This window comes from Rhodocytophaga rosea, from assembly GCF_010119975.1.
Classification (GTDB): domain Bacteria; phylum Bacteroidota; class Bacteroidia; order Cytophagales; family 172606-1; genus Rhodocytophaga; species Rhodocytophaga rosea.
On the sequence record NZ_CP048222.1, the window covers coordinates 4,182,838 to 4,202,286 of the forward strand.

The 19,449-nt window shown below is 40.8% G+C and carries 20 protein-coding genes; 7 read left to right on the forward strand and 13 right to left on the reverse strand.

The genetic code is table 11. The features are described 5' to 3' along the window. Positions 1–23 precede the first annotated feature (23 nt). The 3 genes from GXP67_RS17295 to GXP67_RS17305 form a co-directional block, all read right to left on the reverse strand. Entirely contained in the window at positions 24–827 is an 804-nt protein-coding gene (locus GXP67_RS17295; RefSeq protein ID WP_162444282.1) for an alpha/beta fold hydrolase, read from the reverse strand. Between the two features lie 90 nt (positions 828–917). Continuing rightward, complete coding sequence (locus tag GXP67_RS17300) at positions 918–2,294, reverse strand: Nramp family divalent metal transporter (protein ID WP_197901703.1); 1,377 nt, start codon at positions 2,292–2,294, stop codon at positions 918–920. Between the two features lie 98 nt (positions 2,295–2,392). Next, positions 2,393–3,145: a class I SAM-dependent methyltransferase gene (locus GXP67_RS17305; RefSeq protein WP_162444283.1), complete on the reverse strand. Its 753-nt coding sequence runs from the start codon at positions 3,143–3,145 to the stop codon at positions 2,393–2,395. Positions 3,146–3,294: 149 nt separating this feature from the next. On the opposite strand from GXP67_RS17305, the gene GXP67_RS17310 reads away from it, so the two are divergent. Continuing rightward, positions 3,295–3,813 carry a hypothetical protein gene (locus GXP67_RS17310; protein WP_162444284.1) on the forward strand — a complete coding sequence of 173 codons (519 nt, stop codon included), beginning with the start codon at positions 3,295–3,297 and terminating at the stop codon, positions 3,811–3,813. A 22-nt stretch (positions 3,814–3,835) separates the two neighbouring features. Then, entirely contained in the window at positions 3,836–4,357 is a 522-nt protein-coding gene (locus GXP67_RS17315) for a hypothetical protein (RefSeq protein ID WP_162444285.1), read from the forward strand. A 23-nt stretch (positions 4,358–4,380) separates the two neighbouring features. Here the strand turns inward: GXP67_RS17315 and xseB are convergent, their stop codons facing one another. Then, positions 4,381–4,602 carry an exodeoxyribonuclease VII small subunit gene (xseB, locus tag GXP67_RS17320; protein ID WP_162444286.1) on the reverse strand — a complete coding sequence of 74 codons (222 nt, stop codon included), beginning with the start codon at positions 4,600–4,602 and terminating at the stop codon, positions 4,381–4,383. 135 nt (positions 4,603–4,737) lie between these two features. Between xseB and GXP67_RS17325 the strand changes: the two genes are divergently transcribed. The 3 genes from GXP67_RS17325 (at position 4,738) to GXP67_RS17335 (ending at position 8,275) form a co-directional block, all read left to right on the forward strand. Then, positions 4,738–5,406 (forward strand): hypothetical protein, encoded by a 669-nt coding sequence (locus GXP67_RS17325; protein ID WP_162444287.1) that lies wholly within the window; start codon positions 4,738–4,740, stop codon positions 5,404–5,406. 287 nt (positions 5,407–5,693) lie between these two features. Beyond that, positions 5,694–7,694, forward strand: a complete 2,001-nt coding sequence (locus tag GXP67_RS17330) for an HD domain-containing protein (protein ID WP_162444288.1) — start codon at positions 5,694–5,696, stop codon at positions 7,692–7,694. 104 nt (positions 7,695–7,798) lie between these two features. Further along, positions 7,799–8,275: a hypothetical protein gene (locus GXP67_RS17335; protein WP_162444289.1), complete on the forward strand. Its 477-nt coding sequence runs from the start codon at positions 7,799–7,801 to the stop codon at positions 8,273–8,275. Between the two features lie 13 nt (positions 8,276–8,288). On the opposite strand, the gene GXP67_RS17340 is transcribed toward GXP67_RS17335, so the two are convergent. The 6 genes from GXP67_RS17340 to GXP67_RS17365 all read right to left on the reverse strand — a co-directional run bounded on the left by GXP67_RS17340 (position 8,289) and on the right by GXP67_RS17365 (position 12,965). Further along, the gene (locus GXP67_RS17340) at positions 8,289–9,056 is read right to left on the reverse strand and encodes a TIGR02757 family protein (RefSeq protein ID WP_162444290.1); all 768 of its coding nucleotides are present in this window, start codon (positions 9,054–9,056) and stop codon (positions 8,289–8,291) included. 94 nt (positions 9,057–9,150) lie between these two features. Continuing rightward, entirely contained in the window at positions 9,151–10,056 is a 906-nt protein-coding gene (locus tag GXP67_RS17345) for an IS982 family transposase (RefSeq protein WP_162441292.1), read from the reverse strand. 97 nt (positions 10,057–10,153) lie between these two features. Beyond that, entirely contained in the window at positions 10,154–10,600 is a 447-nt protein-coding gene (locus GXP67_RS17350) for a hypothetical protein (protein ID WP_162444291.1), read from the reverse strand. 33 nt (positions 10,601–10,633) lie between these two features. Next, positions 10,634–10,879: a hypothetical protein gene (locus GXP67_RS17355; RefSeq protein ID WP_162444292.1), complete on the reverse strand. Its 246-nt coding sequence runs from the start codon at positions 10,877–10,879 to the stop codon at positions 10,634–10,636. Between the two features lie 60 nt (positions 10,880–10,939). Further along, entirely contained in the window at positions 10,940–12,175 is a 1,236-nt protein-coding gene (locus GXP67_RS17360; RefSeq protein ID WP_162444293.1) for a LysM peptidoglycan-binding domain-containing protein, read from the reverse strand. Further along, on the reverse strand, positions 12,165–12,965 hold the full coding sequence (locus tag GXP67_RS17365) for a DUF4905 domain-containing protein (RefSeq protein WP_162444294.1): 801 nt from the start codon (positions 12,963–12,965) through the stop codon (positions 12,165–12,167). The genes GXP67_RS17360 and GXP67_RS17365 overlap by 11 nt, the downstream gene beginning before the upstream one ends. A 91-nt stretch (positions 12,966–13,056) precedes the next feature. Between GXP67_RS17365 and GXP67_RS17370 the strand changes: the two genes are divergently transcribed. Both GXP67_RS17370 and pnuC read left to right on the forward strand, forming a co-directional pair. Beyond that, entirely contained in the window at positions 13,057–14,415 is a 1,359-nt protein-coding gene (locus GXP67_RS17370) for an NfeD family protein (RefSeq protein WP_162444295.1), read from the forward strand. A gap of 124 nt (positions 14,416–14,539) precedes the next feature. Next, a complete protein-coding gene (gene pnuC, locus GXP67_RS17375; RefSeq protein WP_162444296.1) occupies positions 14,540–15,148 on the forward strand; it encodes a nicotinamide riboside transporter PnuC in 609 nt (202 codons plus the stop codon). A 421-nt stretch (positions 15,149–15,569) separates the two neighbouring features. On the opposite strand, the gene GXP67_RS17380 is transcribed toward pnuC, so the two are convergent. From GXP67_RS17380 to GXP67_RS17390, 3 genes are all read right to left on the reverse strand, one after another. Continuing rightward, the gene (locus GXP67_RS17380; RefSeq protein WP_232065253.1) at positions 15,570–16,496 is read right to left on the reverse strand and encodes an SIS domain-containing protein; all 927 of its coding nucleotides are present in this window, start codon (positions 16,494–16,496) and stop codon (positions 15,570–15,572) included. Between the two features lie 59 nt (positions 16,497–16,555). Then, complete coding sequence (locus GXP67_RS17385; RefSeq protein WP_232065254.1) at positions 16,556–17,704, reverse strand: sialidase family protein; 1,149 nt, start codon at positions 17,702–17,704, stop codon at positions 16,556–16,558. Between the two features lie 123 nt (positions 17,705–17,827). Then, positions 17,828–19,387 carry a TPR end-of-group domain-containing protein gene (locus GXP67_RS17390; protein WP_162444297.1) on the reverse strand — a complete coding sequence of 520 codons (1,560 nt, stop codon included), beginning with the start codon at positions 19,385–19,387 and terminating at the stop codon, positions 17,828–17,830. Positions 19,388–19,449 lie beyond the last annotated feature (62 nt).

Consider the following 19,449-nt stretch of genomic DNA (forward strand, 5'->3'; position numbering starts at 1 on the left):
TAAATATATTTTTCGTGCATGTGCTATTTGCTTACTGCCATACTAGAATAGCATAGGTCACAAAATTGCGATACAATCAATACTGTCTCTCGGGGACGTTCAAACATGCCCATGTGCGCCGTTTCGGGGAGTATGTGTACAATACTCCGTTTGGGGAGAAAAAACTGAGATTTGGCTGCTTCGAGTGGAACGGCTTCATCTTCACGCCCGGCAATGAACAGCACCGGATAATTGGCTTCCTTCAACACCTGTGTCCGATCTGGCCGATCCCGCATGGCTTTGGTAACGGCTACGGCTGTTTCTTTAGGCGTTTGTATTACCATCTGGCGGGCTTTCTCCATATCAGGGGCAAGAGTTTCACGTTTTCCTTTAAAGAATAAGGGTGGTACAAAACTTTCTGCAAAAGGTTCAAGACCATTTTTTTCGATAAAATCGGCGGTTTTATTCCGGGTATGTTTCTTTTCCTCACTATCGGCATAGGCTGTAGAATGAAACAGACACAAACCTTTTACTAGTAACGGATGCTTTTCAGCCAGGGCAAGCGCTACATAGCCACCCAGAGAATGGGCAACGATCACACAAGAATTAATCGAAAGTGTTGCAAGAAGTTTAGCCACTTCTCCAGCCATCTCCTCCACATTTGTATAATGGGTATTGCCTGTGCTTTCTCCAAATCCTGGCATATCCGGAATGAGTGTAGTAAAAGTTTCCTGAAGGTTAGGAGCAAAATTTTCCCAGACTTGTTTGCTCTCGCAGAAACCATGTAGAAACACAACCGGATATCCCTTTCCGGAAAGTTGGTAAGCCAGATCAGCGTTTGATGACATATAGTATGGATGGTTATTTCTGGGTTATACTTTACTAAGCCGGGTTAAGTTACAGAGAATCAAATACGTATTAATCTACTTATTATACTGTTAAAATACCTGAAAAATGCCATACAAAGCCGTGAGCACAATCACAACAGCACTTAACCAGAAAGTGGCATCATACCATTTACCCGGATAAAGATTTGCAGGCAACCTGTGGTAACGAAAATGAATGGCCGCATATACAACCACCAATAAGAGTATAGAAGTAACAAATCCTCCAATCAAGATCATCAGAACCGGAAGTTGTATAAAGAGGAATAAGATGGTCCAGGTAGCCGGAAAGATCCAGGCAAGCCATGCCATTACCTTTTTTCTGGTACCTGGGTTGTAAAAATTAATCCAGCCCATTTGTCCGAAATTATCTGAAAAAATACGTATCCAGGCAGCAGCAGCAGCAAATAAGGTAGAGTAAAGTACCACAAAAGCACCTGCCAGAAAAATAGATCTTGCCCAGCTGCCCAGGGTTTCTGTGTACATTTGGGAGAGGGTTTCCACCATGGCATATCCTTCGGGAATACTTCCTTTGGCATGTAAAACAGCTGCACCCAATAGATAAAAGGCAGCCGTTACAGAAGTGTATACAACCATAGCAAACAGGGCGTCAATATACATTACTTTTATCCAGCCTCTTGCCCTATGTTCCCATTCGGGCGTATTCTGATAAGAACCAGTATAGGCGGCATAACCTTTTTCCAGGCACCAGTAGTTATAGTACATAATTTCGTCGCCACCCACGCCTGTAATTCCAAAGGCTGCTACTGCCACTGCTACGGTAGCCGGAGGCAAACGAAAACTTAGCCCTTCCTGTAATTGCGGCCAGGTAATGGCATAGCTGGTGTATTGTAAGAAAAATAAGGAAGCCAGTGTGAAAATGGTAAAAATCCCAATCATCACCAGGGAGGCCTTTTCTACTATTGTATAATAGCCTTTGTATACTAGCAAAGAAGTAATAACCGTTACAATAATAGCCCAGAAGGTAATTGTAATGGCAGGAAAGATGATATTTAAGATAATTGCTACGCCGCCCACTATGCCACCTACCTGCAAAAATTTAAATAGCTGAATAAACAACCAAACCCACAACGACCAGTTGGCTTTTGCCTTTCCAAACCTGGGCCCAGGCAACTGGTTAAGCGAATACATGGTAGATTCTCCGCTGTGGATGGCATGTTTGCCGAATTCCAGTTGCAAAGCCACTTTTACCAGACAGCTTACAATAATCACCCAGAAGGTAACAAAGCCAGCTTTTGCCCCTAATGTAGTCGTAGCAATGAGTTCGCCAGAGCCTACAATAGCCGCCGATAATACAAAGCCTGGACCTAAATACCGCAGGGTTTCTGTAAATGTTTTTGGAGGTTCCCTCAGGGTAAGGTCCGTTCGTTGATAGGGGTCGGTTTGCGGTTGTTTGGTTTGTGTGGACATAAAGGTCTGGCTTTGTGTAATACTGGGTAGGTGGCTATTATCTTAAAAGGTAATATATTTCAGATAAAATAGCTGTTAATGCATTTAGGAATATACCTTTATTTATCAATATAGCCGATCCGCATAAACAAAGGAAAGGTCACTTGCTTTTTCTCTTCTGGTAGTAACCAGTGCGTCCTTAATTCAAGCAGTAATGCCTGCACCGGATTTTCACCATGGGCAAATATATATTTTTGCACACTCGACCAGGTTTGTAGATAGCCTGTCAGTTCGGATAAATCCCATTGCACTTGAATCGCAAAAGTAGGTGCCTGTATTTCCCGGAAAGGAAAAGGAATGGTCTGATAATGGTCGTCTATGTATTTTCTTTCCTTATCCCAGTAAGGGCCAATTTTTTCTTTATAGAAAGGCATCAACACACGATCAATCTCCGGATTTACCTGCAATAATCCATATCCCCACACAGCAAGTATGCCACCTTTCCGGCCAGTGCGGTTTACTTCCTGATAAAAACGCTCAAAGTCGAACCAGTGAATGGCCTGGGCTACGGTGATCAGGTCGAAAGAATCGGGTTCAAAAGGAGTTTGTTCGGCTCTGGTTTGCAAATAGGTTAAATTTGGCAATGCAGGTGCCTGGCTGAGTTGTGCAGCACTAATATCTGTAGCACTTACCCGGCCAAATGAACTGGCTAGTTGTATGGCTACCTGCCCGTTTCCAGTACCACAATCCCAGGCTGCTTTCTTCGAATGAACCTGGGTAATTACAAAATCGAGCAAAGCTTGTGGATACACTGGCCGGAATTGTAGGTACTGTGCCGATTGTGCAGAAAAATTATCTATCAGGGGTTTCATCAGACAATAATTAATGGATGGAAGCAGAAAAATTCTTTACCAGCGTATGGAATTTCAAGGTTTACTGCCAACAAATTAAAAACTTTTTCTGGTATAGCTAAACATTTACAATCTTTGTCCGATTGTTTTGATACTCACTTACTCTTTTTATGAAGGCTGGATATTTGATGTTGCGGTTTATGAAGTTTCTGTCGCTGGCCGCTTTTCTTATTACGTTATTCCTGGCATATTACTATCTGCCGTCGAAAGTAGCTATTCACTATACTGAATTTGACCGCCCGGATGCTTTTATTGATAAGCCAACCCTGTTTTATGCCACAGGTATTTTTGTAGTCATTTTTTATATGGCTGTTTCTTTACTGGCCAGATTAATTTTTTCGGTTCCGGCAAAACTGTTTCCTATGCCTAACCGTACTTATTGGTTAAGAGACCAGGATAATCAGGAGGAGTTTCGCGAAATTTTGCGTGACTGGCTGAATAGCCTTGTTGTGATTGTAGTGCTGTGGGTAATTCTCTGCATATATGCGCTGCTGCGTTTGAATACCTCAGAAGATGCTGATGTCTCACAATATACCTGGATTTTAACTGTTGGAGCTATCGGGCTGGTTGTATGGATTTTATTTTTACCTCTCAGACTGCTGGTCAAGAAAAACTCGTTATTAGATTAGGCCACTCATACATATATTTTTTATGACTAAGTTTCTTCTTTTATTCACTTTTTCCCTGCTTTATCTGTTTCCGGCTACTGCCCAGGATAATATGACCCGTTTGCTCAAAGAGAGAGATGAATTGTACAAATCTTACGACCATTTTAACCAGCAAAACAGTTCCTTATTCGGGAAAAAATCTAAAAAGGATCTGCTCAATATCATTACTACGCTCAAGGAAATCATCAATAAGGATACTGAGATCATCCGGGAAGTGCGTCTGCAAAGCTCCCAGGTAAGATTACAAAGCACCCAGAAAGAATCTAGTTTTATAAATAACAACCGGGAGTATATAGAACGGATCGGTACATTAAAAGATGAACAGGAAAAGCTGGAAGCCCAGGTAAAGCTCAAAACCAGCGAACTGCAAACCCAGCAGGAAACTTTCGAGTCGCAGGCCAAAACTTTGTCTGTATTCAAAATCATTACAGGGATTCTGGCAGTAACCGTGCTGGGATTGTTCTGGTATATACGCCGGTTGAAAGTACTGGTGCCGCAAAAATAAGCAGGCATAGCTTACAGGTAATTTTATTCGTTTTCAGCAGGTTTTTCTCCGGTCAGGTATTGTATGTTGAGTTCGGCCTGGCTCAGATACTGCTGGCTCTGCTGAATCAGTTTTTCTCCTTCTTCAAACAGTCGTAATGATTCCTCAAAGGGGAGGGCTCCGCCTTGTAATAAAGTCTGAATTTCTTTAATCCGTTTAAAAGCATGTTCCAGTGAAAAATTGGCTGGCTGGTTTGGCTGTTCCATATGGCAATATACACAGGCTTTATACAATAATTGCTACATGTTACGCTTAATCTCTATTCTGCAATAGCGTGAATCGGTTATGATTTTAGGGCAGAAAAGGATACCTTTCATTTATAGTAACGACGCTATACAGGCATGGAAATAATTACACCTTCGGAAGGGGAGGCACCCATACAGTCACAACCAGGTAAGCCTTCAGGAAAGAAATTTGGCAAAAGCAAGGAAGAATACCTGGCTGATGCACTACTCATTGTATTCAGCGTATTGCTTGCGCTGATCCTGAATGAAATCCGCAATAACTGGATGGAAAGAAGCCAAACCCGGGAAATGCTGCGGAATGTACGAACCGAATTGATCAATAATAAGCAATTACTCCAGCAACAATATGAATATCACCTGCTGGTATTGCATAACATCGATTCTGCCCTGGTGAATGAAGCGTATTCCAAACAGTTCATTTCTCAAGGCGAACTTCACCTGGAAGCATTTGCTCCCGATGGTATTATGCTGGAAGATTTCGACTGGACGGCCTGGGAAACGGCCAAAAGCAACAACATATCATCGAAAATAGACCCAGCCACCATGTCGCTTCTCAATAATATTTCCCGACAGCACCAGAGAATTGAGAAAATAGAAGATGAAATAGCCAAAGTCTTACTCACCAGGGAATCGAGGCGGCCTGAAAACCTACGGCAATCGCTGATTCTGGTAAAAGATAATTATAAGGGCTGGGCCATAGATCGTACGCCTGGTTTACTAAACACTTATGCCGAAGCCATTGAAAAGCTAAAAGATTTTCAGTGATGTAGCTGTAAACAGACTGTTTTCCAGAATGGTTTAAGACCTTAGCAGTTTTGTTATGCCCGCTTACAAGCTTGTTCTATTGGTTTACAGGTTTGTTCTTTGAGTTAACAAAACTGTTCTGACTATTTACACTGCCGCTCTGTCAGCTTACAACCTTGTTCTGCTTGTTTACATTATCGTTCTGGCAGGTTACAGGTTTGTTCTGGCTGCTTGCATAGCCGATATAGTTATTTACAAGCTTTTTATAACATAATATTGGCTATATTAGATAATATTTTAGCCTAAAAATGTCAATAGATAGAATAATTAATACCTCTCTTTGGAGAAATTCACTTGCAGCAAAGCCTAATGACATACCTAATGATTTAGTTTCTTTAAAGAAAGATGAGCTTCGATCTTCTTTTATTAAATTTAGAGAGAATACAGCTCAACTTGTTTCCAGAATAGCTGCTCATCTACCAGGGCTGACCCAACATGAAATTAGTCATTTAGATGCATTATGGGAAACAGCTAGTTTGATAGCTGGGGATCAATTTCCGTTAAACCCTATTGAAGGATTTGTACTAGGTGGTGCAATCTTACTCCACGATTCTGCATTGTGCTTTGAAGCTTATGATAATGGAATTGAAGGTGTTCGGGAAACAACTACTTGGAAAGATGCTTATACAGCTTTATTAGACAGCAAAAGAAATATCCTTGATACTGAGTTAAAGGCTGAAGCAGATTTTGCTTCATTACGTCACTTACATGCCAGTCAAGCTGAAGTCCTTACAGAGAAAAAATGGACTGATCCGGATACACAACAAGCTGTTTATCTTATAGAAAATGCGACTCTACGTAAGCACCTAGGTCCATTGATAGGACAGATAGCAGCAAGCCATCATTGGGATATAGAAAAAGTAGCAAATGTTTTGCCTGAACAAGTAAATTCTCTTAGTGGATTTCCCAGAGATTGGAGAATTGATCCGGTTAAAATAGCCTGCTTACTGAGATGTGCTGATGCTGCTCATATTGATAATGAAAGAGCACCAGATTTTCTACATGCTCTGTTAAAAAGGAAAGGAATATCTTTCAATCATTGGCAGGCACAAAATAGATTGGCTTGCGTGGATTTAGATCAGTCTGATCCAAACCAAAATACTATTTTGTTTACTTCGACAAGAAGCTTTAAAGAATCTGAATCTGAATCCTGGTGGGTTGCATTTGATGCAATAGTTTTAGTTGATAAAGAGATTCGTGCATGTAACGCATTATTAGAGAACAAAAATAAAAGCTCTTTTCAAGTTAAAAGAGTTAAAGGTGTAGAATCGCCAGAATTAATGGCCAAATTTATTAAGGTGGATGGCTGGACTCCTTGCACAGCAGAGATTCATGTTGGAAATATTGAGAAATTAATACAAAACTTGGGAGGTGAAAAACTCTATGGTGCTGGTGTAGATATATTGGAAATTACTATAAGGGAGCTTATACAAAATGCCCGAGATGCGATCAAAGCGAGAGAAGTAATAGAAACATGCTTTAATGGTAAGATAACAGTAAAAATACTTCAGGAAAAAGAGGAGACTTGGCTAATAGTTGAAGATAATGGGGTAGGTATGACTGAGCGTGTTCTTACTGGACCCTTTCTAGATTTTGGGACTAGCTTTTGGACTTCCTCACTTGTTCAAAGTGAATTTCCAGGACTACGATCTTCAAAATTTAAAGCGGTTGGTCAATTTGGTATTGGTTTTTATTCTGTCTTCATGGTTGCAGAAGAAGTATATGTGACAACAAAGCCCTGGAAAGATGGATCATCAAACGCTCATCAACTCCTATTTAAAAATGGACTTTCACTTCGGCCATTACTCAAAAAAGGTCCATCTGAAAATTTTAACTCAGCAATATCAACCCAAATAAAACTCAAATTAAAATCGAATGTCTTACCTCATAATTTACAAATTGAAATTAAACTAAATATTATAAATGAAGTTAATTTCAATGTCCCTTTTGAAGATTATGTATCTGCAATCTGTGCAGGATTAGATGTATCTGTTTATTTTTCAAATGAAAAAACTGAAACTCTAATACATCATAATATAGAAGATAGCGAATTTGATCCTAATGTTTGGTTAAATAGAATCTCTTTTTCAAAGTATAGGAATCCAAATACAGTTTCTAATTATATTGATACATATGTTAGCCGGTTACGGCCTATTAAAGAAAATGGGAAAGTATTGGGATTAGCAACCATTTCCACAGAATTTGCTAATGAGCTAAGATTTCTAAATATTAGAACAATTGGGGTTTAGCCAGCTCTGTTCATGAACGAGATAATTTATTATTTACTGGTTTCATTGATTATACTCCTAAATCCGCAAAAAGAGAGGGTGTTAATTATGCAATATCAGAAAATGTGCTGTTAGCTTGGGCGCAAGAACAATTTGATATTTTAATATCATTAGATCTTAATCCTAGGCAAAGATTTATAGCTGCTTCAGGATTAGCTCAATTTAAAATTGATCCTACACCAATCGCTTATATACCGGTGATAATTGATAGAAAGTCCCAATACTTAACCTTCGAACAACTTGCTGAAACTGTTAATAAAATAAGTATAGTCATTTTAAAATCTAGTTTTGCAGATATACCTGAATCTCATCATAGTATTTCACATCTTGATGGTTATGCTTTAATCAAAACACTTATTGGCAATTTTTTTACTTTAGTAATGAATGGAAATATCCCACAAAATAACAATAGTATTATTGATTGTCTTCATCGAGCTATTCTAAAGAAGGGTAAAACACCTATATGGACTTTAAAAAAATCATTCGCTCCATCGCATTTTGGAGGACATATGGATGCCTTAATAGTATCAGTAGAGAAATAACCAGTGATACCTACTAAAATCCCTCATCAACACCCAATCCAAACAAGGCAAAGTCATATTTTACTGGGTCTGTGGGGTCAAGCTGGCGGAGGTTGGCGGTAAGTTCGAGCGCTGTGAGCCAGTCGGTTTGTTTGCGGGTGATGAGATTGAGTTTTCGGGCTACTCTATCTACATGCACATCACAGGGGCATACCAGTTGCGAAGGCTTAATCCGTTGCCATATGCCAAAATCCACTCCGTTATTGTCTTTTCGTACCATCCAGCGTAGAAACATATTGAGGCGTTTGCAGGCGGAGTTAAGTGCCGGGGTAGAAATATGCTTTCGGGTACGCTGTGGGGCATATTCCAGACTAAAAAACAAGTTGCGGAAACCGATCAATCCTTTCTCAATGGTAATATCATCCGGCTGTAAAAATTGAGCAAATCCATCTTCCAGAGATATATACTGGCTGTAATACTCCTTGAAAAAGGCGATAAAATATAAAGCATCAATGGCGTTAAACGTGCGGTGTTTAAAGTCTAGAAAACGTTTCAAGTCATTTTCCTGGTGCTGGGTAATAAACTGGTAAGGCGCTCCCTCCATCAGGCTGATGAGTTCTTTGCACTTATTAATAATGGTCTTGCGCTGCCCCCAGGCCAGTACCGATGCCCACAACCCCATAATCTCTATATCCTGTTTGCTGGTGAACAGATGCGGAATACTTACCGGATCGTTGGCAATAAAACTGGGCTGATTATAATGGGCTACTTTTTCGTCGAGAAAATGCTGAAGTGAATGCAATGGAGTTTAGTAGATACTGGGCTCAAAACTGAGCAAAATCAGCGGATAAATGAAAGCCTTAGCAATACTTTTATTAACGTGAGATCGGAGATAGTTAAGCGACCATAGCATTTTGAGCAATCATCCACTGCTGGGGATAAATACTGACAGCCGGTTTTGTAGGATAAAAACAGTAAGCCACCAAAGCGGCCATCCTATGGGCAAAGGCATTCACCGGCGAGCGATGCCTGCTATGTTCAATGTTGGCTACTTGTTTGTGAAGGGCGATCACCGATGCAATCATGCCCCTTTTTGCCAGATAATCTTTTTGATAAATGTCCATAGAAGGGGGCTGTTTGCTGTTTTTTCTTGCTTTTGTGATCAATTGTAAGCCTTCCTGTTCAACAAAGGCTTTCTTTTCAGCATTGACTATATAGCCTTTATCAGCAAAGATACTACCCTGCAAACCTTTGGTGAGAAAAAACAATACTTTGGGTCTGGTGTCTGAAACCGATGCCTTACTAAAGTAAAAGCGCAGCAGTTCTCCTTGGTGGTTGAGCAGGATATGGTATTTGAAACCGTAGAACCAGCCTACAGAAGTCTTGCCCCAATCAGCTAAGCCCTTGAAGGTGCGATGCTGATGCACCCGTTTGGGATGGCAGACTTGCAGAGGGGAAGAATCCATGTAGTAAATGCCTGTGTGGGAAGCCTGCCCACAGCGGCTTTTCAGCAACAAACTCATAGGCAACATCGCTCTGGGGATGAGTTCTAAAAAACGGTGGTAAGCCACCAGATCGGGAAAATCCCTGCGTAATTGTTTGCTTACCATTTGTATATAGTAGCTTTTAAAGGTTTTATAGCCTGAATAGTGATAGTAAATCAGGATGGTCATCACTTCACTCAAGGTTAATTGACAAGGGTAAGGCTTTGTGTAGTAGCCTTGCTCTTTGAGGAGTTGCAGCAGAAAAAGAGAATTTTGTTTGCAGAATTCATCCACTTCAAAGTATATTTCTGTAAGCATAGCAGCAAGGCTTAGAGTGATTAACATCTTAAGACAATGCTAATTTACTCTTTCTCTCTGCTATGGCATATCTCCGATCTCACGTTTTTATTAATGATTAATTCGATAATCTTTTCCTGAATACCAAATCAAAGATTACACCCAAAATAAATATCATAATACTGGCCAATGGACCTGAAAAAATAACACCAAACGCAGTTTGTCCGTCTCCATAACAACAGTTATTTATCCCTACAATGCTGATAAATAGATAAGTATTAATCAATATATATTGATTGAGACAGAAAAATCTAAATTGTGCTTTGAAATTCTCCTTATTTCTAGACTCATACTGGTTAATTTTAATATAATATGCAATGGCGTAAATGATAGAAATCAGGAAAGCCATAATGCCTACCATAAGAATTGATGATTCACAAGGAATAAATTTTTCTAATATACCTGCTGTTATAGCTCCAGGGAATATTGACCAGGCAGGAAAGATAGGAATCAGAGATAGTAATCCGTTGATGAAACCGAAGTAGGTGCCTGTACTTCTATTCATTTTTTGTGTTTATACTTAACTGGCAATGGAGAATCAGGAGTGGGCAGAAGTAGAAGGAAGAGTAGGATCTACTTTCTCCTCATTTTTTACAGAAGTAGGTTTAGCACTAAACAATTGAATGAGCTTAAATAGCAGTTTGGATAAGCCGGAGAACAACAGCAAAATACTGGTAAAAAGCAAGGAAAACGTAACCAGAACCGGGTACAGCAATATAAAAAACACATACCATATCTTTTTGGCCAGAGAGTCGGTAGGTTTAGGAAATGCTTGATGAGGCATAATAATTAGATTTAATAAACCCGCAACGTCTTAAAACCTTGCGGGTTTGATGAGTATTCACTAAGGCATATAGGACAATTCTACCCGGAACCGTTTGTCAAGAGCCGCCAGCCTCTCGTAGGCTTTCTTAGATAATTTTACAATCACCTTGTCATTGGCACCGGTATCCGGCAGTTTGCCTATCACTTTAACAAATACACTTAAATCGTTCATTTGGTTTCGTACCTGCATGATTGTTCCAACCGGAGCGGTACGGTGCAAGGCTAAAAACATATCACTGCTGCCACTTTCAATTACTTCTGCCATACCAGTTTCTACTTTTTTTACATAGCCGCTTGTATTGGCAATGGTATAACTTTCGGGCTTATCTTCTTTTTTAACAGCCGTTTTCTCTGACGGTCTGGTTTCGGTGGAAGCGACAGGTTCACCAGGTTCTTCGCGGTTAGTTTCCACTTCAGCAGCTTCCGTTTGAGTTTCTGCTTCTTTTTCTTCGGCTTGTTTGCGTTCTTTCCGGCTCTGTTCTTTCTCCTTAGGTTTTTCGGGTTCTTTTGCCGGCGGCGTTTGTACGGTTTCCTGTCTGGAGGCTTGGGCTAGGGCTTGTTCTGGTTCTTCCAGCAACAGTTCCTGTCCTAATTTCAGGTTGTCACTGGTGAGGTTATTCCACTTTCTAAGCTTTTCTACCGGAATATTATATGATCTGGCAATAGAGAACAATCCCTGCTGCGCTTCCACCACATGCACTTTTTTACCAGCTGCATTAGTAGAAGGAGTAGCCGGTTGCACACCCGCCGTTTCTTCAACGGCAGTCTCTGTTTTGGCAGTAGTATTTACCTGGGCGCCGGAAACAGTATTCTTATCTTCTCCCACCACTAATTGCTGACCAAGGCTAATTTCATTGGAAGTGAGGTTATTCCATTTCTTAATGTCTTCCAGTGTTACATTGTATTGGCGTGCGATAGAATAGAGGGTTTGAGAAGCGCCTACCGTATGCACTTTTTTGCCAGCATACGATGCTTTGGCTGTATAGGGCACTTTAATAACATCGCCCAATTTTAATCCGCTGCTCAAACTATTTTCTGCCCGGATGGCCTCTACATTTGTGTTGTATTTCCGGGAGATAGAACTCAGAGTTTCACCTGCCTCTACTTTATACAATACTAATATTTTGTTTCCTTTCTTTTCTACGCCAATAGAATCTGCTGGCATATTACCCGCCATACCTACAGATGGAGCAAAAAATAAGGGAAGAGATAAGAAAGGAAGGGCGTAAAAAAATCTGGGAAATTTATAATTCATAACTGAGTAATTCTTTTTTTTCTCTGACAAAAATCAGGTGATTGTTCATAATACAGAATGTATCTAATCCGGTACCGGAAAGCTGTGTGGCGATCGATTCATGCAATAAAATACCGGTTTGCCGGTCTATCACTACCAAAAAATTAGACAAGGTATTATGATCGTAAAGATAATAAGAAATAATAAGTAAATGCTGGTATTCTGCATAATCTACGGCCTTTTCTGCTTTAATTCCCAGCTTTTGGTTCAGGAATGAAACGATAGCCGGGAAGTATTTATTTTCTGAAGTATAGTGCCTGGGAAAGATAATTTTTGAATCAGCAGAGATTCCGGTTTCATCCAGAGGAGAGTATCTTGCCAAATCTGATGTTTTGCCTGTTTTTAAGTTAATCAACCGGTATATTTGCCCGTCATTCGTAGATTCGGTGGCTATCACAGCTGATTGTAGTATACTAAATCCTGCATAGTTCAGTTGTGGATGTTGCCAGATTATATTTGCCGAACGCACATCCAGTGCTAGTATGCCCTTGGGAACTGGTGTCTGACTATCCGGAAAGGTTTGTAAAAGAAGTATACCTTGCTGTAAAGCTACGGCACTGATCCACCAGGTTTCTGGCAAGGGCACCGATTCATACAAAAGCTTGTTCTGGTAAATAGCGGCAAAATCCGTTTTCCGCTGGTTGCCATCCCTGGTTTCTGCTACAATAATTCCGGTTTCTGCTTCTGTTAGCAAGCGCCAGATCTGACCGGAAAAGGAATAAGAAAAGTTGAGACGGAGCTTTTTTGACACATGAATTTATCGTAAGTTGAGCTAGCAAATTAGCAGAATTATATACAGAAAAGTACAAATTTTCTGTATCCCACCTCTAAACAGAAATAGCATGCGACTATATAAACAATTAGGATTTATTGTATGCTGGGTAAGCAGCCTGTTTGTACCCGCATGGGCACAGCAAAAAGCAGCAACGCAGCCCACCGTGTTTGTGATGGAGATCCGCTCGGAAATAGACCCACGAACTTCCCGCTATGTAACCTTAGCTTTAGCTGAAGCCGAAAAAAATAAAGCAGATTATGTTGTGATCGACATGGATACCTATGGTGGTACGCTCAACGATGCAGATGCTATCCGGTCGAAACTGTTAACCTTTTCAAAGCCAGTTTTTGTATTTATCAATCCGAATGCTGCTTCTGCTGGTGCCCTGATTTCCATTGCCTGCGACAGCATTTATATGAGCAGTGGTGCCAGTATTGGTGCGGCCACCGTAGTAACCGGCCAGGGAGAAGCTGCTCCCGACAAATACCAGTCCTATATGCGTTCGCTGATGCGTTCTACAGCTGAAGCCAATGGCCGAAATCCCAGAATTGCTGAAGCGATGGTAGACCAGACAATCGAACTGGATAGTATTAAGGAAGATGGCAAAGTAATTACGCTGACAACCTCAGAAGCTATTAAATACGATTTCTGCGATGGCCAGGTAGGCTCCGTAGAGGAAATTCTGAAGAAAAATAATATTTCTGGATACAAACTCGTCAAATATGAGCTCTCGGCGATTGAGAAGTTTATTGCCCTATTCCTTAACCCGTATATCAGTGGTTTATTAATTCTGGCTATTATGGGTGGCATTTATTTTGAACTCCAATCACCCGGCATTGGATTTCCTCTGGTTATCGCCATTATTGCCGCCGTTCTATATTTTGTGCCTTATTACCTGAATGGACTGGCTGCCAACTGGGAAATTATCGCCTTCATTATTGGACTAGGTTTGCTGGCGGTAGAAATATTTGTATTACCAGGATTTGGAATAGCTGGCATCTCCGGATTAGTACTCATTTTCGGTTCTCTCGTACTCATTATGCTGGACAATGACTGGTTTGACTTCTCTAGAATTGGTGCTGATTCCGTAAGTAATTCATTAGTTGCTGTTGGTCTGGGCATGACAGGTGCTTTGGTGACTATTATTGTAGGCGGAGCCAGGTTCGTAAAGTCTAAACGTTTTCAGAAAATTACCCTGCAACATACCCTGGAAAAGGAAGATGGGTATACTTCCAATTTTAACCGCCAGCCGATGATTGGTAAACTGGGAACAGCTTATACTGTTCTTCGCCCCAGTGGGAAAGTACTGATCGAGGACGTAATTTATGATGCGTTTACCAGAGGTGATTATGTGGAAAAAGGCACCCCCATTGTAGTTGTTGACCAAACAGGTACATCTATTAAGGTAAAAAAAGTAGGAGAGTAAGTAGCTAATAGTCAATTGTTAAACTATTTAAAGTATTGTTCTCTGCTCACAATATGTATACTTTGAAAATAATATGATAAACTTGCCTTCGTTTACGAATGACTATTGATAATTAACACATTCCTTGACAGAATTCCTTCAGACAACTTTTCAATACCTGCAACAAAACTGGCTCGAAGTAAGCGGCGTAATTACCGGTTTTATTTGTGTGTACCTGAATGCCAGGGAAAATATATGGGGATGGCCTATGGGCATCATTAGTTGTTTTCTGTATATTTTTATTATGTATCAGGCGCAGTTTTACGCCGATATGTGGCTGCAGGTCGTATATGTGTTTTTGAATGCTTATGGGTGGTACGAATGGCTGTATGGCGGTGCTAACAAACAGGCACTTACAGTAAGTCATATTTTACCCAAAGAAATACTCATATTACTGCCTGCCGGAATTCTGTTAATAGGTGGTGCCTATTATTACTTCGACACACAAACAGATGCTGTTCAACCTTTCTGGGATTCATTTAATACGGCTTTTAGCCTCGTAGCTATTTATCTGCAAGCCAAAAAAAGACTGGAAAGCTGGCTGGTCTGGATTACAGTGGATATTATTTACATACCGCTCTTTTACTTCCGTGGACTTTATCCTACAGCAGGGTTATACCTTGCCTATCTGGTGCTAGCTGCTGTAGGTTATCTCTTGTGGCGAAAAAGCATGTTGAAACAAGTATCTGCTTAAACAGTTTATGAGTTCAATAATTTTACTTCTATATTATAGCCTTTTCCAACTTTTGTCCTCTTACTCTTAGCATCTTTTTAGGTAATCATTACTTAAAACAGCTATAATTTAGTTCTAGGCTTAAAATCTGTACTCAATCTGGCTAACCTGGATGGATGAAACGAAATTGCAGATAAACATTATAGTAAGTCTGGAAAAGCCAGCAGACAATGTTAAGATTGCTACGCCAAACCGCAATGAAAACAGGAAATGTTTAGCCAGTTTGAGATTGTTCCAAATATATAGATCTTTAAAACATTATATTGATTCACACATTGCTAAATAAAGGAAACTCAGCAGATATACCTATCAGGAGTAATTCCTTCCTCAAGCTTTTATATCAAACTTAATTGTTACTGATTAAGTAAATAACAATTAAGTATTATTCCACCAGAGTAACTTTTCCACCCACAGAAAACATATCTGTAATCCCCAGTCGCTCCGCCAGATAATACGCCATAAAGTTAAAAGGGATAATATTGGTTAGTACCGAAAAAAGCTCTGGAGTATCAGGTTCTTCTACAAAGAGTACTTTCGCTCCTGCATTTTGAATCTGTTTTGCCAGTGTATGACTACGTTCATAGGTTGGACCTTTTGCCAGAATCATAATCACTACACTTCCAGGAGCAGTTTCCTTTGGCCCGTGGTCATACTGGGCTATAGTTAATCCATGAAAGTTACGTCTGGTGGTTTCACTTAAAATCAATCCTGCTTCTAAGGCGGTAGCCATATTAGGGCCATTTCCCAGAACATATAAGCCGCTCACCGGACCTTTTTTCAGCACAGTATACACTTCTTCTGCCATTGTCCGTCCTTGTTGAATATATTGCTCAAAACGATTTTCCAGCGTTTTTACAACTGGAGAAGCATCCAGACCAAAGCCCCGGAACAAGGCCAGAAGGGTATTAATATATGTTTTGGAAGAAGAGAAATGTTCTGGTCCGGCTTGTATGGATATAGCCTGGGTAGCCTGCGGCCGGGTGGCAAGCGAACTTGCCAGATTATTGGTAATTGCTACATACTGTTTGCACAAATCTGCACACCAGAGTGTTTCGCTGCTCTCTCCTGATTGCGAAAGAATCACAGCTTTATCTACCGGCTTATTTTGGGAAAGATAATAGAAATACTCTGAGGCAATTTCAGGTTGAATATTGATACCCCAGTACCGGAAAGCCAGGGTAGCAAAATAGGAAGAACCCATTCCAAAATAAGGCACACCCAGAGGTAGGGAATAAGGTGTCGACTGTTGCCAGAAATCACGGGCACGTACAGGAATCTCATGAATTTCCTGCAGGATTTTGTCCATCATAAGCATGTGTATGGGTTACTTTGGTGCTTTTTGTTCTTAGATAGAGTATAATATGCGTATTATTTCAATGTTCCTATCCAGAAAGCAATTCGCTGGCGTTTCCAGGTATAGGTCACAGCAACGGTATCACCAAAACTCACGATAGCTGGATAAGAGAATTCGTCTCCTTTTATACCTGTTTCCACATCCAGAGAAATAGGCCACGTTTTTCCGTTATCCTGTGAAACAGCCACCGTCAGCGGCCTGCGTTCGCCCCAATTTTTTCCATCCCGGTTATAAACCAGCGCTAAATCTCCATTGTCTAATCTGCTTAGGTCAATACCACTATTTGGATTAGGAAGGGTTGTTTTATATACTTTCGACCAGGTTTTGCCATAATCTTCAGAGTCGCTGCGGCACACAAAACCAGCGGAACTTCTCAGCAGCATATGCACCTTTCCGGGAGCAGATTCCCAGAGCGTAGGTTGAATAATTCCTTCTCCTTTGATTATATTCCGGTCGAGGGTAAGAAAATCCGACTGCTTCCAGGTTTTACCCCCATCTTCGCTTCTATCCACAAACGCATTCCAGACCTTATTCTTTTCATCAGATGCAGGGGCAAGCCACGTTCCATTGGAAAGAACAATGGGTTTGTTTTTTACAGGGCCTCTGCCTCCTTTATCCCCTGGAACCAATTCCTTCGCTTCTGTCCAGGTTTTTCCCTGATCGCTAGAAGTGATGTACCAGGTTTCCCATAAGTCAATAGTAGCACCCACTTTAAAATACAGAATAATAGTGCCATCCGTTTTTTTAAATAATACAGGGTTCCAGTGGGCATCTTCCCGTATTTTAGCAACTTCAATAGGCTGGCTCCATTTACCTGGGTTTCCTTTCGATAACCAGATCCCTACATCACTATGTTTTTCACGAGTGCCTCCAAACCAGGCAATTAAAAAATTCCCATCACCGGTGCGAACCAGCGTCGAAGCATGACATTGGGCAAAAGGGCGCTGATCTCCAAAAACAAAATCTTTAGCTACTTCCTGCAAACCAGTTGCGGGCATGATGGATTCTCCGCTATTTATCTGCCTGGAAGATATAGCTGGTAATGTGCTCTTTTCGGGCAAGGATTCTTTGTTGAACCAGTAAGGCAACAGAGGGATACCGGCCAAACTGATGAGTAACAAACTATACAGGGGCAGGTTTACAAGCAAAGAGAATGGCTTCATAGATTCAGTTTAGGGATTTTTTGATGAAATCATCAAATTAGTATCGTTCCCTATTATAAAGAAGAGAATTGCCATTTTATTTTCAAATAATAACCCGAAAGTTGACTATTGCCCCTTCCGGCACTAATCTGATGTTTCCAGCAATTTCTGAAAACGGACATCCGATTGTAAGGATACGAGGTCTGGGTCATTCTGGAACTCCTGTCTGGCATTGAGGCCAAGTGCGACGGCTTTATATAAATGCTCCAATGCTTTATCTTTTTCACCAATATGTGCCAGCTTACGGGCTCGCCTCAGGTATTCATAGCCATTTGAATGAATCGCAATTGCTTTTTCAAAGTAGGCATCGCTTAAATTAAACTTTTTCATATCGAGCAGCGAATTCGACAGATACATATATCGATCCCGCAACCGGGCGCTTTCCTGCAATAGGGGGGCTAATAACGTTCTGGCTGCGTCGTCTTTGTTTAATCCGAACTTTACTAGTGCCTTTTCCATCAGGATGCTTACATTCTTATTCCAATCAGGGGCAGTATTGTTGAGCAATTTCTCAGCTTCTGCATAATTTTTCTGCTTTCGCAGCACTGAACTATAAATTACGATAGCGTCCAGGCTGTTGGGATAACTACTGAGCCACTTTTTTAACCCAACCTCAGAACGATCCACTTCATTTTTATACAATGCATCAATGAGTTCTTCTCCAAGAGCCTGTTCAATCGCAGTTTGAGATATTTCATTATTTCTCAGTTCATCAATCACTTTCGCATCAATCCAGAATATATCAAATCCCCAGTTTTCAGCCGACATATTGCGGTTGCTGCCAAAGAATAAATATTTTCCATCAGGCGATAGTTTGGCAAACCTTTCGGAGCTTTTGGAATTAATTGTTGGACCCATATTCACTGGCAGGCTCCACTGGCCGTCTTTTAACTTAAATGAAATATATAAGTCCAGGCTGCCTTCTATTCCTTCGGGCCTTTGCGATTCAAAAATCAGGAAACTTTCATCCGGAGAAATATAGGGTCCATCTTCATAATCTACACTATTGATGCTGAATGGAATCAGAGCTAAAGGCATATACTTGCCATTCTGGCTTTCCGTCTTTTGAATATTCATATTTGTGCCCCCGCCTAAGGGAGAAGAAAAATAAACGGCACCATTAGCTGCGATAGAATGTGCATACTCAATTCCTTTCGAAGCCACTGTATCAAACGGAATAGGCACTCCCCAGCCATCTGCTGTTCGTTCCACTTCCCAGATGCGCATGTCGCTGGTTGGAGTATAGCCGGAAGGTACTTTTCTTCTGGAGCTGAAATATAGTTTCTTTCCATCTGCCGAAAAGGAAGGATAATAATCATCGGCAGTAGTATCGGCAAACGAAGGCCGGTGTGGCGCTGACCATTTCCCATTTACATAGGTCATTTCAAAGAGAGAACCACGGTACGTTTTGTTAACAACCGTCCAGAGAACAGTGGTGCCATCTGGTGAAAAAGCCGGGGCGCTATGCTCATAATTATTAGTGCTGATTAGATCAGGCGCAAACAACTCAGCCTGCATACCTGGCGGTGTCTGTCCCAGATAATCGATAGAATGCGATTCAGATGTACATGCCGTTATCCATAGCGCTGGTAGAATGGCGATCAGCCTGCCGAAGAAGTTAGGAATTGGAGAGGAAATTCGCATTGGCAATATTGCTTTGAGCCAGATAAATACTATGAAGCTGTTTAGGATTTAGTTTTTAGTTT

What these genes read in the sequence shown, in the direction of transcription:
- GXP67_RS17295 (WP_162444282.1), bottom strand. Translation starts at nt 827, where the DNA reads ATGTCATCAAACGCTGATCTGGCTTACCAACTTTCCGGAAAGGGATAT.
- GXP67_RS17300 (WP_197901703.1), bottom strand. Translation starts at nt 2,294, where the DNA reads ATGTCCACACAAACCAAACAACCGCAAACCGACCCCTATCAACGAACG.
- GXP67_RS17305 (WP_162444283.1), bottom strand. Translation starts at nt 3,145, where the DNA reads ATGAAACCCCTGATAGATAATTTTTCTGCACAATCGGCACAGTACCTA.
- GXP67_RS17310 (WP_162444284.1), top strand. Translation starts at nt 3,295, where the DNA reads ATGAAGGCTGGATATTTGATGTTGCGGTTTATGAAGTTTCTGTCGCTG.
- GXP67_RS17315 (WP_162444285.1), top strand. Translation starts at nt 3,836, where the DNA reads ATGACTAAGTTTCTTCTTTTATTCACTTTTTCCCTGCTTTATCTGTTT.
- xseB (WP_162444286.1), bottom strand. Translation starts at nt 4,602, where the DNA reads ATGGAACAGCCAAACCAGCCAGCCAATTTTTCACTGGAACATGCTTTT.
- GXP67_RS17325 (WP_162444287.1), top strand. Translation starts at nt 4,738, where the DNA reads ATGGAAATAATTACACCTTCGGAAGGGGAGGCACCCATACAGTCACAA.
- GXP67_RS17330 (WP_162444288.1), top strand. Translation starts at nt 5,694, where the DNA reads ATGTCAATAGATAGAATAATTAATACCTCTCTTTGGAGAAATTCACTT.
- GXP67_RS17345 (WP_162441292.1), bottom strand. Translation starts at nt 10,056, where the DNA reads ATGCTTACAGAAATATACTTTGAAGTGGATGAATTCTGCAAACAAAAT.
- GXP67_RS17350 (WP_162444291.1), bottom strand. Translation starts at nt 10,600, where the DNA reads ATGAATAGAAGTACAGGCACCTACTTCGGTTTCATCAACGGATTACTA.
- GXP67_RS17355 (WP_162444292.1), bottom strand. Translation starts at nt 10,879, where the DNA reads ATGCCTCATCAAGCATTTCCTAAACCTACCGACTCTCTGGCCAAAAAG.
- GXP67_RS17360 (WP_162444293.1), bottom strand. Translation starts at nt 12,175, where the DNA reads ATGAATTATAAATTTCCCAGATTTTTTTACGCCCTTCCTTTCTTATCT.
- GXP67_RS17370 (WP_162444295.1), top strand. Translation starts at nt 13,057, where the DNA reads ATGCGACTATATAAACAATTAGGATTTATTGTATGCTGGGTAAGCAGC.
- GXP67_RS17380 (WP_232065253.1), bottom strand. Translation starts at nt 16,496, where the DNA reads ATGATGGACAAAATCCTGCAGGAAATTCATGAGATTCCTGTACGTGCC.
- GXP67_RS17385 (WP_232065254.1), bottom strand. Translation starts at nt 17,704, where the DNA reads ATGAAGCCATTCTCTTTGCTTGTAAACCTGCCCCTGTATAGTTTGTTA.
- GXP67_RS17390 (WP_162444297.1), bottom strand. Translation starts at nt 19,387, where the DNA reads ATGCGAATTTCCTCTCCAATTCCTAACTTCTTCGGCAGGCTGATCGCC.